General features: G+C 68.7%; 15 protein-coding genes and 2 pseudogenes. 11 read left to right on the forward strand and 6 right to left on the reverse strand.

The window, feature by feature from the left end; genetic code table 11:
* Positions 1-49: 49 nt before the first annotated feature.
* Together ABZ004_RS05480 and ABZ004_RS05485 are read left to right on the forward strand one after the other, a co-directional pair.
* Entirely contained in the window at positions 50-349 is a 300-nt protein-coding gene (locus tag ABZ004_RS05480) for a helix-turn-helix transcriptional regulator (protein ID WP_355678551.1), read from the forward strand.
* Positions 346-1107, forward strand: coding sequence for a hypothetical protein (locus tag ABZ004_RS05485; RefSeq protein WP_355678552.1), 762 nt, complete (start codon positions 346-348; stop codon positions 1105-1107). The genes ABZ004_RS05480 and ABZ004_RS05485 overlap by 4 nt, the downstream gene beginning before the upstream one ends.
* Here ABZ004_RS05485 and ABZ004_RS05490 read toward each other — a convergent pair.
* Together ABZ004_RS05490 and ABZ004_RS05495 are read right to left on the reverse strand one after the other, a co-directional pair.
* The gene (locus ABZ004_RS05490) at positions 1104-1439 is read right to left on the reverse strand and encodes a carboxymuconolactone decarboxylase family protein (protein ID WP_355678553.1); all 336 of its coding nucleotides are present in this window, start codon (positions 1437-1439) and stop codon (positions 1104-1106) included. The genes ABZ004_RS05485 and ABZ004_RS05490 overlap by 4 nt on opposite strands.
* 93 nt (positions 1440-1532) lie before the next feature.
* Positions 1533-1947 (reverse strand): annotated as a pseudogene (locus tag ABZ004_RS05495) (amidohydrolase family protein).
* Between the two features lie 88 nt (positions 1948-2035).
* Between ABZ004_RS05495 and ABZ004_RS05500 the strand changes: the two are divergent.
* The 4 genes from ABZ004_RS05500 to ABZ004_RS05515 all read left to right on the forward strand — a co-directional run bounded on the left by ABZ004_RS05500 (position 2036) and on the right by ABZ004_RS05515 (position 3243).
* On the forward strand, positions 2036-2269 hold the full coding sequence (locus tag ABZ004_RS05500) for a helix-turn-helix transcriptional regulator (RefSeq protein ID WP_355678554.1): 234 nt from the start codon (positions 2036-2038) through the stop codon (positions 2267-2269).
* Positions 2235-2603, forward strand: a complete 369-nt coding sequence (locus ABZ004_RS05505) for a hypothetical protein (RefSeq protein WP_355678555.1) — start codon at positions 2235-2237, stop codon at positions 2601-2603. Before ABZ004_RS05500 ends, ABZ004_RS05505 begins: the two co-directional genes overlap by 35 nt.
* Positions 2604-2610: 7 nt before the next feature.
* The gene (locus ABZ004_RS05510) at positions 2611-2769 is read left to right on the forward strand and encodes a hypothetical protein (RefSeq protein WP_355678556.1); all 159 of its coding nucleotides are present in this window, start codon (positions 2611-2613) and stop codon (positions 2767-2769) included.
* A gap of 69 nt (positions 2770-2838) precedes the next feature.
* Positions 2839-3243, forward strand: coding sequence for a nuclear transport factor 2 family protein (locus tag ABZ004_RS05515; RefSeq protein WP_355678557.1), 405 nt, complete (start codon positions 2839-2841; stop codon positions 3241-3243).
* A 230-nt stretch (positions 3244-3473) separates the two neighbouring features.
* Here the strand turns inward: ABZ004_RS05515 and ABZ004_RS05520 are convergent, their stop codons facing one another.
* Positions 3474-5690, reverse strand: coding sequence for a hypothetical protein (locus ABZ004_RS05520; RefSeq protein WP_355678662.1), 2217 nt, complete (start codon positions 5688-5690; stop codon positions 3474-3476).
* Between ABZ004_RS05520 and ABZ004_RS05525 the strand changes: the two genes are divergently transcribed.
* Positions 5632-6222, forward strand: coding sequence for a GAF and ANTAR domain-containing protein (locus ABZ004_RS05525; protein ID WP_355678558.1), 591 nt, complete (start codon positions 5632-5634; stop codon positions 6220-6222). The genes ABZ004_RS05520 and ABZ004_RS05525 overlap by 59 nt on opposite strands.
* A 271-nt stretch (positions 6223-6493) precedes the next feature.
* Here the strand turns inward: ABZ004_RS05525 and ABZ004_RS05530 are convergent, their stop codons facing one another.
* On the reverse strand, positions 6494-7138 hold the full coding sequence (locus ABZ004_RS05530; RefSeq protein ID WP_355678559.1) for a hypothetical protein: 645 nt from the start codon (positions 7136-7138) through the stop codon (positions 6494-6496).
* A 166-nt stretch (positions 7139-7304) separates the two neighbouring features.
* Here ABZ004_RS05530 and ABZ004_RS05535 point away from each other — a divergent pair, with 166 nt between their 5' ends.
* From ABZ004_RS05535 to ABZ004_RS05545, 3 genes and pseudogenes are all read left to right on the forward strand, one after another.
* Positions 7305-7517: a hypothetical protein gene (locus tag ABZ004_RS05535; protein WP_355678560.1), complete on the forward strand. Its 213-nt coding sequence runs from the start codon at positions 7305-7307 to the stop codon at positions 7515-7517.
* A complete protein-coding gene (locus ABZ004_RS05540; RefSeq protein WP_355678561.1) occupies positions 7517-8041 on the forward strand; it encodes a DUF5709 domain-containing protein in 525 nt (174 codons plus the stop codon). The genes ABZ004_RS05535 and ABZ004_RS05540 overlap by 1 nt, the downstream gene beginning before the upstream one ends.
* A pseudogene (locus tag ABZ004_RS05545) lies at positions 8032-9303 on the forward strand (neutral zinc metallopeptidase); the annotation flags it as partial. The gene ABZ004_RS05540 and the pseudogene ABZ004_RS05545, both read left to right, overlap by 10 nt.
* A gap of 12 nt (positions 9304-9315) precedes the next feature.
* On the opposite strand, the gene ABZ004_RS05550 reads toward ABZ004_RS05545, so the two are convergent.
* Complete coding sequence (locus ABZ004_RS05550) at positions 9316-9459, reverse strand: hypothetical protein (RefSeq protein WP_355678562.1); 144 nt, start codon at positions 9457-9459, stop codon at positions 9316-9318.
* 206 nt (positions 9460-9665) lie between these two features.
* On the opposite strand from ABZ004_RS05550, the gene ABZ004_RS05555 reads away from it, so the two are divergent.
* Positions 9666-9986: a hypothetical protein gene (locus ABZ004_RS05555; RefSeq protein WP_355678563.1), complete on the forward strand. Its 321-nt coding sequence runs from the start codon at positions 9666-9668 to the stop codon at positions 9984-9986.
* Here ABZ004_RS05555 and ABZ004_RS05560 read toward each other — a convergent pair.
* A complete protein-coding gene (locus ABZ004_RS05560; RefSeq protein ID WP_355678564.1) occupies positions 9962-14779 on the reverse strand; it encodes a hypothetical protein in 4818 nt (1605 codons plus the stop codon). The two genes, ABZ004_RS05555 and ABZ004_RS05560, sit on opposite strands and share 25 nt — an antisense overlap.
* Positions 14780-14786: the final 7 nt, after the last annotated feature.

The raw sequence follows: 14786 nt of genomic DNA on the forward strand, positions 1-14786 counted from the left end.
CTGGCATAGTACACACCGCGTACTACGCATCACGTAGTACTCTGGACGCATGCAAGCGAACGATGCGCAGACCCTGGTGCTCTGCGTGCTGGCCGACGGGCCGTTGCACGGCTACGCGATCAACACCGCGATCGAGGAACTGACCGGCGAGCGCCTCGGCGCCGGCAGCCTGTACGGCGCCCTGACCCGGCTGGAGGCGAAGGGACTCGTCGAGCCCGTCGAAGGCCAGGGACGGCAGCAACCGGTACGCCTGACAACGACGGGCCGAGAGGTGCTCCAACGGGAACTCACGACGATGGCCCGGATCGCCGCGACCGGCCTCAGACACCTCCGGGCGAACCCCGCATGAGCCTCACCCACCGGCTGATCGCCCTCTATCCACGACCGTTCCGCGACCGCTGGGGACCGGCCCTGGAGAGCGAAGCCGGTACGACGGGTTGGCGGTCGTCCCCCGATCTCGCCCGGACGCTGATCGGGATGTGGATCCACCCGGTGATCTGGCCGGCTACTTCCCCGGCCCAACGACGACTTCGCGCCGCCCACCTGGCCTTCGCCGTGAGCGCCGTCGGCTGGCTAACGGGTCACGCCGCCCTCGAGTTGACCGGCGCTGTGCCGAGGTCCCTCGCTCGCTCCTGGATCCTGACCTCCTGCGACGCCCTGATGATCACCGGGCTGGCGCTTGTCCTCCCACTCCCGCGACTCAGGTACTTCCACCAGTTGGCTCACCTGATCGCACGGAGACTCGCAGTACCGGCTCTTCTCGGTGCGCTCATCGTTGCCGCGGCCAACAACTTCACCGCGTCGGCAATACCTCTCGTCGGGCGGTGGGCGATCGTGGGCTGTTGGTGGCTCACCCTCGCCACCGGCGCGATCCAGGCGATCCGAGTACTGACCAGCTTCGATCCGGTCCACGCACCCGGTCCGCGGCGACTCCGAATAGGACTGTGGCTGGCAACACTGGGCCTTGCCCTCAGCGGCGCTATCATCTTCACCGCAACCTTGACCGCAGGCACCGACAAGCTCATCGGCGTCGTCACGGCGACCGCGATCCTAGGCCTGGCGCTCGCCGTCACCGCCACCGTCCACGACCTAGCGGAAGTCGCCTAGCCGCTGCTGAAGACTTGCTTGGCTACGGCCATCGCCGCCATGGCTTTGGGCCAGCCGCAGTAGAAGGCCAGATGGGTGATTGCCTCGATGAGTTCGGTCTTGATGAGGCCGTTCTGTCGGGCGTAGCCGAGGTGGAAGACGAGTTGGTCGGTGTTGCCGCCTGCGGTCAGGGCGGCGACCGTGATGAGGCTGCGCTCCTTGGCGCCGAGGTCGCTGCGCTTCCACACCTCACCGAAGAGCACGTCGTCGGTGAAGTGGACGAGGCCGGGAGGGAATTCGCCGAACATCTTCTGTGCGCCGGAGGGTTCCTGGCCGGCCTTGGTGTCAGGCATGGTCGGTCCTTTCGACGTTCGTGGACGAGTCGGGGGAACAGGCGCTGCGTGTTGGCCGTCGTCAGTCACCGCCAGGTGAGCCAAGGAACTGACTCATGAATTCGTTGACGCGGTCGGCAGGACCGGCAACGCTCCGCCGCAGTGCGGAACGATGACCGTGACGTTCGGGTAACGCCCGAGCACCCCGGACACGAGCAGGTCCGTCACGGTGCGCGCGGTGTCGAAGATGTACTCGACCATCGGGCGCGGCCGTCCGAGCGCCGACTGTTCCCAGCAGACCGGTGAGGTGGGATGCAGGAAAACGACCGCGCGGCGGCGGTCGAGTTCGGCGAAGACCGGCTCAGTGCTCTCGTCCCCCCGGGTACTTGCCTTGGGCATTGGTCATCAGGACGACGCCGTCCGCGCCGAGTTCATCGATGCCGTAGGCAATCGCTTCGAGTGTGCCGTCCACATCGGGCAATGGGACGGACGCAAAGAACCCGAACCGGCCCGGGTGGGTGGCGACCAGACCAGCGGCCTCTTCGTTGGCCTCCCGAGCGAGGGAGGGAGGGAACTCTCCCCCTCACAAGAGCGGCTCTGGATGCCATCGTGGCTCCATGGCGAGTCAGCTGGGAGAGTTCCTCAAGGCTCGCCGTGCCGAACTCGCTCCCGCCGAGGTAGGACTGCCCGAGAGCCGGCAGCGACGCCGGGTGCCCGGATTGCGCCGCGAGGAGGTCGCCCACCTCGCGGCCATCAGCACCACGCATTACACCCGCCTCGAGCAGGGCCGGGCGCCGGCCTCAGGTCCGGTACTCCGTGCAGTCGCCCAGTTGCAGCGCCTGGGAGGATGACCTGACCGCGAGTCCCGCCTTCGTACTCGGCCGCCGGACCGACATCCTGGGGTGGAATCCGTTGGCTGCTGCACTGGTGACCGACTTCGGAGACATCCCACCGAAGCACCGGACCTATGTCAGGCTGCTGTTCACCGACCCCGCGATGCGCAGGCTCTACCCCGACTGGGAGAACGTCGCCCGGAGAGCTGTCGCGCAACTGCGGACGGAGGCAGCACGAACTCCAGGCGATCCGCGGATGAGCACCCTGGTCGGCGAGCGTCCACGCGGGATGAGGACTTCAGAACGTGGTGGGGCGCCGACGCCGGCCGCGGGTTGGGAGCCAAGCACCTGAACCATCCGTGGTCGGCCCTCTGACTCTCGACTGGGACACCCTCACCAGCGCAGCCGACCCCGAGCAGTACCTCATCGTGTGGACCGCCGAACCCGGCAGCCCCTCCCACGACTCCCTACGCCTCCTGGCGTCCTGGGCAGCAGGGGACCAACTCATCCGGGGATGAATCTCTCCCTGTTCGGTCCGCCCCACCGCTGCAACGGTGGCGGAGCACTCACACCGAAGGAGCCCACACATGTCCGAGTCACCGAACACCACCCTCGTACGCCGGTTGTATGACTCCGGCATGTCCCCCGAGGTCACCGCCGAGATCATCGGCCCCGACCTGGTCTGGGACATCACCCCGGGATTCCCCTCCAGCGGCGTCTACCACGGCTGGGAGAGCGTCAGCCGGGACTTCTTCGGCCATCTGATGCCGCAGTACCAGTCCTTCTCCGGCCACGCGGAACAGTTCTTCGCCGCCTCCGACGATCACGTTGTTGTCCTCGGCCACTACCACGTCATCAGCAAGGCAGGGACCGAAGCCGTCGCCCGCTTCATCCACCTGTGGACGGTCCGCGACGGCAAGCTCACCCACCTTCGGCAAGCCGCCGACAGCCACGTCGTACGGGAAGCCCTCACACAACCCACCGAAGTCTGAAGGAGCATTGCCCATGGCAAAGATTCTTTTCGTCATCACCGCCACTACGCACTGGACCTTGGCGGACGGATACCGGCATCCGGCCGGGTTCTGGGCTGAGGAGGCCCTCGGCCCGTACGCCGTCTTCAATGAGGCCGGGTACGAGATCGCTGTGGCTACCCCGGGCGGGATCCCGCCGACTGCTGACGCGCTCAGCCTCACGCCTGACTTCAACGGCGGCCCCGAGGGTGTCAGGCGGCTTCGGTGTTGGAGCGTGTTTCGATGCTTGGTGTGCCGGGTGTGGTGTTGGGGATGGTGGGTGGTTCGAGGTAGGCGCGTCCGGTGGGGCTGATGAAGACGAGTGTGCCGGTGTCGGTGGTGAAGACTTGCCAGTCGCCGTGGTGCTTGAGTCGGTGGTGGTGGCGGCAGAAGGGTCCGAGGTTTTCGTCGTCGGTGGGGCCTTGCGGGAAGGGGATGCGGTGGTCGAGGTCGCAGAATTGCACGGGTGCGGTGCAGCCGGGGAAGCGGCAGGTCTGGTCGCGGTCGCGGACGTGCTGGTCCAGTCCCGGGCTCGGGGTGTACCGGGCGGGGTCGGATTTCGGGGTGCGGTCGGTGAGTCGGTATCTGAACTTGGCTCTGCTGAACGCCATCGCGAGGGCGTCTTGGGGAAGGGGTCCGTAGCCTTGGAGTTCCCCGCCGGTGCAGATCGCCCCGGTAGCGAGCGCTTCGGCCTCGGCGTAGGTGCAGTGAATGACGATCTGGATCGCGACGGCCGGGTTCAACCCGGACTCCGGCGGCCCCGGGACCCGACCTGCACCGGCATCTGCCTTCTTGTTTGTGGTCGCGGCCATGACCGGACCCGCACCCGTGTCCGCGCTCGAGATGGTCTCGGCGACCACGCTTTCGGCGTGCTGGTTTGTCGCGGCATCGGCCGCCAGGAACGGATCTGCAGCGCCCACGCCCGCCACGCCCGTCACGCCCGGCATCGCGTCTGCACCCACTGCGACATCCACACCTGCGACGGTGTCTGCACTCACCCGCGCGGCCGCGACCTGATCCACGGTTCCCGCGTCCGAGGCGTCCTCGGTGGCCACGTTCTCGTCGTCCGGACTCGCCGCGACCTCCGCGGCCTGCGCACCCGCCCGATCCCTGCGTTCTCGGGCATCAGTGCTGGTCTTACCCGCAGCCGGCACGCGCTCATCATCCGCGGCAGTCGCAACGCCCGGGAGGGTCGTGGCGCCCGAGGTCGAGGCGGTCAGTGGAGCGGCGGCGGGTGGGGCCGCGGTGCACGACTCCGGCTCGTCATCCGCGCCAGGCTCGGCGGTAATGGTGTGCGGCGTGGCGTCCGGAGTCGACGCGGTGCGCGGAGCGGGGGTGTACCACTCCGGCTCGACATCCCCGTCTGGCCCGGCCGTGGCGGTGTGCGGCGCGGCGTCCGCGGTCGACGCAGTGCGCGGAGCGGGGGTGTACCACTCCGGCTCGCCATCCCCGCCAGGCCCGGCGGTGTGCGGCGTGGCGCCCGCGTCGCTGTCTCCTGTGGGCTGGGTATGGCCGGCGGTGGGCCGGGTGTGGCCGGTAGTGGAGTGGGGGCCCGCGGCGGCCGGGCTGGCGCTGCTGGTGGGTTCGCCGTTGCCGGTGTGCGAGTCGCCGTTGCGGGTGGTGGTGTGGGGGTTGGTGGTGGTTTGGTCGTTGCCGAGGAGGCGGTTGACGGCGAGGTCGGTGCGGAGTTGGTTGAGGTTGCGGGGGTCGCCTTCGTGTTGGAGTTGCCGGGCGCGCAGGGTGAGGGCGGCCATGATCGCGGTGATGTCGATCGCGGAGGTGGACACCACCAGGTCGCAGGTGCCGCCGTTGTGGTTGACGGTGTAGGTGGTGCGTTCGTCTTGGCGTTGGGCGTGCAGCAGCGATTCGTACTCGGCCAGGACTTTCTGGGTTTCTCGTTGCGCGGTCTTCTTGATCCGCCGCCACCCGTAGCGGCGTCCCCAGGCCAGCACGATCGCCTCGACCGCTGCCCGCAGGTCGTCGTCGACGATCAGCGCGAGTTCACGGGCGATGTGGTAGGCGGCGGCGACCGGGATCCCGCCCGCGCCGAGCAGCCGCAGAGTGGCCGGGAACCGGTCGACCAGGACCGCGGCCCGGTTCAGCCACAAGGCCGCGGTCTTGCGGTGCGCGCTCAACGTCAGGCCGATCTCGTCGGTCACCGACCGCAGCACGTCACCCGACCAGCGCCGCTCGGCCGGACCGGCCAGGCGATCACCTGGCCGCGGTGCTTCGTGACCCAGATCGGCACAGGTGCCGGACAGCGCCTGGTGGAAGGCGACCATCGTCTGGGCTTTCCGGGCCGCCAGCGCGGACTCCAGTTGCTGGATCTTCGACAGGTGCTCCAGCAGCCCGTCGGCGTCGAGCAGCGCGATGTCCACGCTGGCTACCGAAGCCATCGTGTCCACCATCCCCGCCGGACTCTCGAACATACTGTCGATTATAGGCCACCCAAACCGCTCGGAACCAATCACGAACGAGGCCTGTGGACAACCCACAAACCCGTCCGGAGCGACCGTCTATATCGCCGACGTCGACGCCGAAGACCGCTGGCCGCGGTGGCGGGCCCAGGTTGCGGAGGGGAAGATCCGCAGCGTGCTGCACGTGCCGATGCGATCCGGTCCGCAGGTGATCGGGGTGCTGTCCCTCTACACCTTGCACCCGGACGCCTTCACTCCCGACGACGTGGCGGTCGCGCACATCCTGGCCCGGCACGCCTCGGTTGCGGTAGCGACCGCGCGGCACGAGGAAACGCTGGCCCGGGCGGTGGATGCCCGCAAACTGGTCGGGCAGGCGATGGGCATCCTGATGGAGCGCTTCGACCTCAGCGACGATCAGGCCTTCGCCTTGCTACGGCGCTATTCCCAAGACACCAACACCAAACTGCGCGACGTCGCGCAGGAGCTCATCGACACCCGCCAACTCCCGTCGGCACGGGTCACCGAACCGGGGCTGGATCACTAGCGTCGCCCGGTGGTACATGTTGCTGGCCCGGCGGGGTACCCACCCGCTAGGACGGTCCCGGCCGCTCGAGACACCGGGACCGTCTAGGTTCCGGCGTTAAGAGGCAGCGCCAGAACCGTCCCCTCCCTTCCCAAGAATCAGTTGCACTGGGCAACTGCCGAACGGTTTGGCGTTGACATGAAGGGCCGCACGTCGCCGTTCGCGCCGACTCGTCCCGTCGAGTTCGCGCAACTGAGAGCGCATCTCGAGACGCGGCCAGCGGGTCCTGCGCTCACCCACCCGGCGATGGACGAAGGGTGGATCGCGCGGCCCGAGCGTGCCGAACGGATAGCTGCCCGGGCAATCGCGTCGCTGCAAGGCTAGTGTCCCGTACGGCGATCGCACCGCCGATGGGAAGCCAGTTGCGGGTCTCGGCGATCGCCTCGCTCAGGACCTGGTGCAAGAGCCCGTCGCTGTCTGGAGCCCGGAAGTCGGTGATCGCGCGGATGGCTCCGGCCACCGCCAGCGGAGCCTCCCACTCGTAGCCAGGCGAAAGCTCGCCGGTGTTCGGCAGGTCTTCGAGGACTGCTTCCGCCTTGTCGACAACACCGGCCAGCTTGACGCCGAACTGCTTCGACACCACAGGAATGACCGGTCGCACGCAACGCGCGACCAGCGCCGGGATCAGCCGCGGATCGTCCGTGGTCAGCCCGATCACGTCGGGAATCAGCGGCACCAGCTCCGCTCGGCCCGCGTCGGAGATCTCGTCGTTGACCTCCCGGGCGACCAACGCCAGCAGGGGATGCGTGCACTCCGGAGCGTCCGACCAGGCGACGCCGGCCAGATACGAGGCGTACTCCATGAAGCAGCCGCCGCGGCGCGGATTGCGATGCCGTCCGCGCGAGAGGATCGGCACCACCTCGATGTTTCTGGCCATCCGGACCTCCCGACGAGTGAGCGACTCCCGCCGGAGGTACCCGGTTGAGCGGCTCGTATGCGCCGCGGATCAGCGCGGTTACGGCGGTTCGGCCGGGGTACCGGCGGGCATCGGTCGGCTCGCCATCGAGCCGGTCCGGCACGATCCCGACCATGAAGGAGCTGTGATGAGCCGGCCTGATGATGACGACTACCGCCCGACGATCGACGACGTCGACCCGACCGCCCTGGCGGTCAACTCGGTCGACGACCACGTGCGCGTGTCGGCCGACCCCTCCGAGACCGAGATCGTCGACTCCAACGGCGAGACCCTGCGCGTCGACGACGAGTCCGACGGCGACCGGGTGCTCTCCCCCGCCGAGACCGAGGACCGCACCTGATGGCGGCCGAGCAGCGGCCGGTCAGCGACCCCGAGGCCGAAGGACTCCCCGGTACGGCGGACGACGACTCCACGGCGTACGACGACGTGGACTCCGCGCGGATCGCCGACGGCCCCGACCCGGCGGCCCTCCCCGCCGACCACCCGATCGCCGCCCTGGACTACGGCACCACACCCCGCGAGGCCGCCACCCCGGAGCCACTCGGCGACCGACTCGCCCGCGAGGAACCCGACATCGGCGCGGAACCTCTGGAGGACCCCGTCGCCACCGAGGACGTCACCGGGATCAGCGACGTCGACGTCCTGCCCGCGAGCGACGACCTGGCCGACCTGAACGCCGATCAGATCCTGGACAGCGACGAACCCGGGCAGTTCTCCGGCATCGACGAAGACAGTGCCGGGCGGCTGGTGGCGCCGGACGAGGGAGCCCACGTGGACGACGAGGGAGCGGCGATCGCGAACCAGGCCGGGTTCGCGGGCGGCGGGTTGAGTGCCGAGGAAGCCGCCATCCACGAGGAACCATGATCAGGCGGTCGGGCAGCGGCGCAGTCAGGCTCGGCCTGCTGGTGATCGTCGTTGCGTTGATCGTTGTGATCGGGCTCGTCGCCAACCGGCGGGAAGGCGACGGCCCGGGCGGAGGCAACGTCTCGCTCGGTCGCTCCGGCGATTCGGCCGACCAGGTGACCGATGCCGCTCAGCGCAGTCTGGCGGCGTACTGGACCAGCGAGCTGCCGAAGGTCTACAACCGCCGGTTCGTCCAGCTCGCTGGTGGATTCCAGCCGAAGACACCGCAAAGCCCGGCGTTCTCGTGCGACGGCCAGCAGCAGTCGTACGAAGACCTGCGCGGGAACACCTTCTACTGCGGCGGCCCGGACGACGACTACATCGCCTGGGACGCGGCTGAGCTGTTCCCCAGGTTGACCAAGCAGTTCGGCGATATCGCTCCGGCCGTGGTCCTTGCTCACGAAGCAGGGCACGCGGTGCAGGCTCGGGTGGGTGTCGAGGCGGCGTCCGTCGTACGGGAACTGCAGGCCGACTGCTTTGCCGGATCGTGGACGCGCTTCGCGGAGACCTCCGACTCCGATCCGGTCTCGCTGACCGATGGCGCTCTGGACAGTGCCGTGGTCGCGATCCTGACCCTGCGGGACCAGCCCGGTACGGCGGCCGGCGCGCAGCAGGCGCACGGTCTCGGGTTCGATCGGGTGAACGCCTTCCAGACGGGCTACGAACAAGGCGCCCGGCGATGCGCCGAGTTCCCTCAGCAGGGCGTCGTCACGACCGAACTGCCGTTCCGCACGGTGGCCGAATCAGAGACCGGCGGCAACCTCCCGTACGGCGAGACGGTGCAGCTCCTGAGCCGTGACCTCACCGAGTTCTGGACCGCCGCAGTACCGAAACTCAAGCCGGGGAAGACGTTCTCGCCGCCGACGGACGTGCCGTCCGACCAGGAGCTGCAGCCTGCGCACGAGCAGATCGGTGATCTCGCGACCGGCACGTTGCTCAGCGACGCCTGGGCGAAGGCCGCGCAAACCGAGCTGGGTCTACCGACCACCGGCAAGGACCCCGGCATCCAGCGGGACTGCTTCACCGGTGCCTGGATCGCCCACCTCGCCGGCACCAACCTGCCGGCCTCACAGCTGTCCCCCGGCGACCTCGACGAAGCGGTCACCGAGATCGTGACCAGCAGCTTCGCCAAGGACGGTCGACGGATGGATCGCGGCGGCGCCTTCGAGCGCACCAAAGCACTACGCAACGGAGTCTTCAACAACATCTCGGCCTGTGTCTGAGCCCACAACCACCTACGGAGCCTCACCGTCCTCGTCGTCGTCCTCGTCGCGCACAGGCGCCGCGGTGCCGTCCGGCCGCCCCTCCCCGGGAGCCGTCATCGTCGGCTCGCTGTCCTGGTCCTCGAACTCCGGTCCACGCTCATCATTGGTCGTCATGGCGCACCGGTACCCGGAACCGAACCGGCCGAACGCCGAGCGCCGTTTCCACTCGATGACCACGAGCCGGGTTTGTTAGGCCGGTCAGTGGGCACTTACCTGATCCGAGCTTTCAGGGAGCAGGGTTCGGCAGTTTCGACGAAAGTTGCCCATGACATCATCCGCTGCGGCTCTCTCTCCTCGATCTCACGACTGGCCTCTGATCGGTGCCCGAGCCAACAGCCTGGTCGCCGTCCCGCAGTACGACCGGACTGCCCTGCGTCCCGGAGTCGCACCTGGGGGTCGGTGAGTTCCATCGCGCACACCAACTGTCGTACTTCGGGCCTCGTGCCGACACGTTCCCGTTGCTGGCCGCGGCGCTGGAGCGGCGTCGCCGACTGGGGATCGCGCCGTTCACGGTGCTGTCCTGCGACAACCTGCCCCGCAACGGTTCCGCGGCGCGGACAGCGCTGGTCGCGGCGGCCGGGCGGCGAGATCCGTGTGTCCCGGATAGCTTGGTCTTCTACAGTGCGGTGGTGTCGGCGTAGATGAGGCGGGGGGCTGGGTCGGCGGGTAGGCCTGGCGTGGTTGGGTCGGCGTTCAGTAGTTCGTGTTCTTCGACCAGGACGCGCCACTCGGCCTCGGGTCCGCCAGGGCGCCGGAGGCCTGGGTAGCCGAGGGTGTCGCCGGCCGGCGTACCGGCTTCGGCAGGTAGTGCGACGGACCCTGTCCAGGTGGACCTGAAGCCACCGGACTCCGCGACGCTCACGGCCAGGAGCAGGGACGTCGAGACAGCAGACCAAGCCAGATCACCGGCTCCCGCCGGCCGGCTCTGCACAGTCGCCCGGACAGTCCGTGACTGCTGCAACCGTGCAGCACGAACCGCATCGTCGCCTGTGGGGCTGTCTGCGCTCAACTGCTCCCCTGGCAGTTCAGGCGTCGCTTCCGGATTCCACCGCAACCAGTTGACGACTCCGGTGAGCGTTACCTGGACATGCTGCGCATCGGGACGGCTCACCGTCAGCGTGCGCGTCGGCAACGGCTGCACCCAACTGGTGAGCGCGACGGGCGACAACGAGCATCCCTCGATCGATTGGGGCTGGTACCGCGCAACAGCGAGCCGCACGAACGGCCACAACGCAGGGGTCTCCTGCAACGCGATGTCGACGAACCAGCGTCCCGATTCCTCGTCGTACTCCGGCTGATATCCGAGCACCCGCACTTCCGGATGCGTCCGCACATCGCGCAGCGGCACGGCAGCAGCCACCGCGACGGGGTTACCTGGTCCGTCCGGCCACCCTCGATCACGTCCCGCTGCCACCTCGCCACCGAGCGGTGGCCGGATGCCGAGGCTGCCGGCAGCGCCGGTCTCGACCGCATCCAGCACCAACTGGTCGAGCGTGAGCAGCGGCGGCACGGTCGGGTTCGAAGTACCAGCACCATGCTGTACGACGGGGTCCGCAGCCCACAGGCTCGTTGCCCCGTCAGGAGCCTGCTGCGCTTTCGGTTGCCGCAGGAACGAACCATCGGGCTGCCTCACCCACTCGTCCGGGTCGAACACCAGTACGCCGAGCAGCTCGCCGTCACCGGATGAGAACCACGGGCGCGCCAACCACACCCGCACGCCCGAGCGCCGGACACGCCGCCAGGCAAACGGGTCGTCCGGTTCGCTCTGCTCGTCCCATCGCAGCAGGGGGACGGCATCGAGTACTACGGGCGCCGCCGGACGAGCAGATGAGAGTACGTCGAGCACCACCGGCTCCCCCTCGACCGGCTCGTCCGGGAGCTCCGCTGGGTCGAAGAACTCGGCGTACCGGCTAGTGCCACTCGGAACGTACGTCACCCGGCGGTAGTGCGTGTCTTCGAAGGTCTGCAGCATCCGGTGGAAGCCAAGCCCACCGAGCGCCTGAGCGAGTGCACCTGTCGGCAGGAAGTCGTACAGGAAGAGCACGCCACGTCGCTCGCGCTCCCCCACAGCCGACCGCACAACCACGTCCGACTTGGACACCACCTGTGGACCAGTTGCGGCCAAGTCATCGACCTGCTCGGTCCAACCGGCCCGTACGACGAGGAGGTCCGTGCTCGATCCATGGACGTCAACCAGTCCGCTCAAAGCAGCCACTGAGCGATTCGGCGGCCGCAGGAACACGCTCAGCCCCGTCAGCCTCGGCGGGGTCACCGGTGCCGGCACCGCATGCACCAGGCGAACCTCGACCGACGGTGTCAGCCACCACGTCCATCCTGCCGACGCAGCCCGCATCAGAGCGGCAGCAGCAACGACCTCGTCGGGGGTGTAGCCGTCCGCGGGATCAGCCACACTCGCCAGGTGCGACCGCCACAACCCGAACTTTTCCAACTGGGCCACATCGATGGTGCTCGACACTGCTACTCGCACCTGCTCACCGGGTGGCACTGTCACATGCACCTCGTGGCCTTCCACGTGGGCGCCGAGCACCTCGCCGCTCGCGACGACCAGGCGAAGCGGTTGAAGCGCGGGCCACTCCCCCGGGTAAGGCACCGAAACTGCTTGCAGGGCACGCGGCTCCGCAAGCACGTGCGGTGCGCCTGCCTCGTAGAACACCAAGGACACGCCAGTGGCGTAGGGGTCGGGCAGATAGGGCAGCCGAAGTGCGTCGGTGTCATGGATGACGTACTGCCCTTCGCCAATGGGGCGACCGCGATCGGCAGTGATATCCGCGAGAGTTGCTCGGTGGATCGATCCCGTGTCGGCACCCGGGCGATCGACGAGTCCGATCCCCGGTTGTTCCACGGTGGCGTTCGGATCGGTCAAGCTGGGCACGAACTGGTCGAGCAACGTTCCCCGTTCGGCCAGGGCCACGGCGTACAGGCGCTTGATCTCGGCCAGGTCGCCGGTGCCGATGGCGGTGTCGAAACGCCCGGCCGCCTCGGCCTCCAGCTGCGTTGCCTTCGGTGGAGCGATGTGCCGTTCGGACAAGGGCGTATCGGCGCGCACGACAAGATGAGCCGGTTGCTCCCCGATGCCCAGCTCCTGCCGCGGAACGATCGCCGGCGCCGGCACCGGCTCCCACCGCAGATAAGGCCGAGGCGTGGTAATCACTGGCCGCCGCAGACCTCTGGGGAGCTGCAAGTCGTCATTGCCGGCCAGGCGGGCGAAGTCGGCCGCATCGATCCGCAACTGCGGCCGCACCCGCAGCGCGCCACGCGACTCGGCAAGAATGCGGGCTGCCTTGGCCGCATCGTCAACGACCCGCCGCAGGTCAGCCGGTACGCCGTCCCGGGTGGTTGCCTCGAGCACCAACTGCTCCAGCACGGAGTCGATCGCGGCATCGCCCGACCGCAGTTCATCCGGCACCCCAAGCTCTGGCCCGGGCTGCGCACGCAACTGCTCGACGATCGCTCCGCGGATCGCCTCGGCGACCCCGCCCTGATCCCGCTCGGCATAACTCTCCCGCAACCGCTCAAGATGAGCGGCCGCAGCGGAGATCGCACCCTCATCCGGTTCGCCGATCACCGGATGCCGTCTCAGCCGTTGCGGGACTGAGTTTCCAGCCAGATCGACGGCCAGCACCCGCAAGCTGTACGACGTACCGTAACGCAGGCGAGGCAGCGACTTCGGCTCGACGCGGGAGGTGATGTGGGCTCCGTCGAGCGGTTGGTCCGGTGGATTGTCGGTGACGACTTCGGTCTCGCCGCCGGGGCCGGGAGGTTCGACGTGAATGATGGTCCGGCCGGGTCGGGGAGCTGACAGACTCCACCCGTCCCAGCCTGCGACGACCTCGTGCACGTAGTAGCCGTTCGCCGAGTCCGGTGGGCGGTTCAGCGCTGATAGTTGCAGAAAGCCCACATCTGGTTCGTCGGTGAGCACCGGTGTACCGCCCGGCTCGGCCGTCACTGTCACGCGACGCCGGTGCAGGCCGTGCCATTCACGGGTGACGTCGTCCCAGACCTCGACCCGGATACCTCGCACCAGGTCGTCGAGCAGCAGGTCGCGTCCGTCGCCTTCGAGCTGTTCGGCCGACTGCACCCGCTCGCGCAAGACCTCGGCCCGCCCCCGTCGGGCCAGTGCGAACCCGGTGGAGCGCAATGTCGCAGGAGCGGACGTCGCAGGATCACCGTTCGCCTCCCCCGCATACTGCCGCACCAGGTTCCGCGCATACTGATCCAGCTTCAGCCCCGACGCATCCGGATCCGCGTCGAGCACCACCCACTCGTCGTCCCCCAACGGCAGCGCGCCACCGACCCAGGCCTCGCTCGACTGCGCCGCGAAGACCGCCCCTTCGACGACAACGGCCGTACGACGGGCCGGCAGGACCACCAGGTCAGCCGGAGAAGTGAACGTCACGCTCACCCAGGTCGCTCCCGCGAGCGCAGCCCGCGCACCCGCCGCGTCCATCCCGTCCAGCACCACATCGAGCGCTAGTCCCAGCCGGCGGAGCAACGCCGGCGTGGAACCGAAGGAGCCGACCTTCGCATGGAAATCGTGCTCGGGCGGGTCCGGGCGTGGTGTCGGCGGCGCCGCCGGATCCGGCTCGGCCCGCGGCTGCGGTTGCGGCTGCTCGGGACGTTCGTAGTACCGGCGCATCGCGTGCGCATCGACGATCAGTTGCAGTCCCGGATCGCGGGACAAGTCCTGGCCCACCAGGGCATCCAGCTGCCGGGTGACCCGCAGATCGGCCTCGGGATCGTCGAGCAGCAGCTGCACCGGCGAAGGCGAGTCGCGCGGCTCCGACTGATACACCGGCGGCGGTGGAATCTCGCCACCGTGCCCGTGCTCCGGGTCGGTGAGATCGGGCTCCGTCAGTGGCCCGATCGTGGTCAACGCATCCCGGAGCCGCTGCGCCGGAACCTGCGCGCGCCGGCGCGCCCGGCCGGGCGCATCCTCGAGCAGCCGGCGCAGCGGACCGCCCTGATCCAGGTTCGCCAGCGTCTCCAGCAAGGCGCCGGCCATCGCGTTCCCGGCCAGACCCGGTCGATGCAGCGGCGCCGCGGTGACCGCGGCGAGGTGCAGATCGACCGCGTGATCGCTCAGCCGGCTCGCCGGGTTGGTCCGCCAGGTCTCGTCCGACAACGAGGGTTTCGGGAACGCGGCCACCGGCATACCGGATGGCAGGACCGCCGACCAGGCTGCGGCGTCGGGTGTGGAGACGACCCGCAACGGCAGCGCCGCCGCCGGGTCGAGCGAGGTGGTCAACGTCAGCGTGCACCCTGCCAGCGTCGTGACCCAGTCGGAGGCTGCCGGGTAGTCGGAGAGCAGCACGCCGTCGTCGACGAGTTTGTGGGTCAGGAAAACGGTCAGCTGGTACGACGCGTCGTCCGCGAGCGAATGCGGCAACGCCGTCGCCATGACGGTAGTGGGCATGACAGCT

Origin of the sequence: Kribbella sp. NPDC006257, assembly GCF_040613535.1 — a bacterium.
Lineage (GTDB): Bacteria > Actinomycetota > Actinomycetes > Propionibacteriales > Kribbellaceae > Kribbella.

Bases quoted from the DNA above. Each gene is read 5' to 3' on its own strand.
- ABZ004_RS05480 (WP_355678551.1), top strand. From the start codon at position 50: ATGCAAGCGAACGATGCGCAGACCCTGGTGCTCTGCGTGCTGGCCGAC.
- ABZ004_RS05525 (WP_355678558.1), top strand. From the start codon at position 5,632: ATGTCCACGCTGGCTACCGAAGCCATCGTGTCCACCATCCCCGCCGGA.
- ABZ004_RS05530 (WP_355678559.1), bottom strand. From the start codon at position 7,138: ATGGCCAGAAACATCGAGGTGGTGCCGATCCTCTCGCGCGGACGGCAT.
- ABZ004_RS05540 (WP_355678561.1), top strand. From the start codon at position 7,517: ATGGCGGCCGAGCAGCGGCCGGTCAGCGACCCCGAGGCCGAAGGACTC.
- ABZ004_RS05485 (WP_355678552.1), top strand. From the start codon at position 346: ATGAGCCTCACCCACCGGCTGATCGCCCTCTATCCACGACCGTTCCGC.
- ABZ004_RS05520 (WP_355678662.1), bottom strand. From the start codon at position 5,690: ATGTTCGAGAGTCCGGCGGGGATGGTGGACACGATGGCTTCGGTAGCC.
- ABZ004_RS05550 (WP_355678562.1), bottom strand. From the start codon at position 9,459: ATGACGACCAATGATGAGCGTGGACCGGAGTTCGAGGACCAGGACAGC.
- ABZ004_RS05515 (WP_355678557.1), top strand. From the start codon at position 2,839: ATGTCCGAGTCACCGAACACCACCCTCGTACGCCGGTTGTATGACTCC.
- ABZ004_RS05535 (WP_355678560.1), top strand. From the start codon at position 7,305: ATGAGCCGGCCTGATGATGACGACTACCGCCCGACGATCGACGACGTC.
- ABZ004_RS05500 (WP_355678554.1), top strand. From the start codon at position 2,036: ATGGCGAGTCAGCTGGGAGAGTTCCTCAAGGCTCGCCGTGCCGAACTC.
- ABZ004_RS05560 (WP_355678564.1), bottom strand. From the start codon at position 14,779: ATGCCCACTACCGTCATGGCGACGGCGTTGCCGCATTCGCTCGCGGAC.
- ABZ004_RS05490 (WP_355678553.1), bottom strand. From the start codon at position 1,439: ATGCCTGACACCAAGGCCGGCCAGGAACCCTCCGGCGCACAGAAGATG.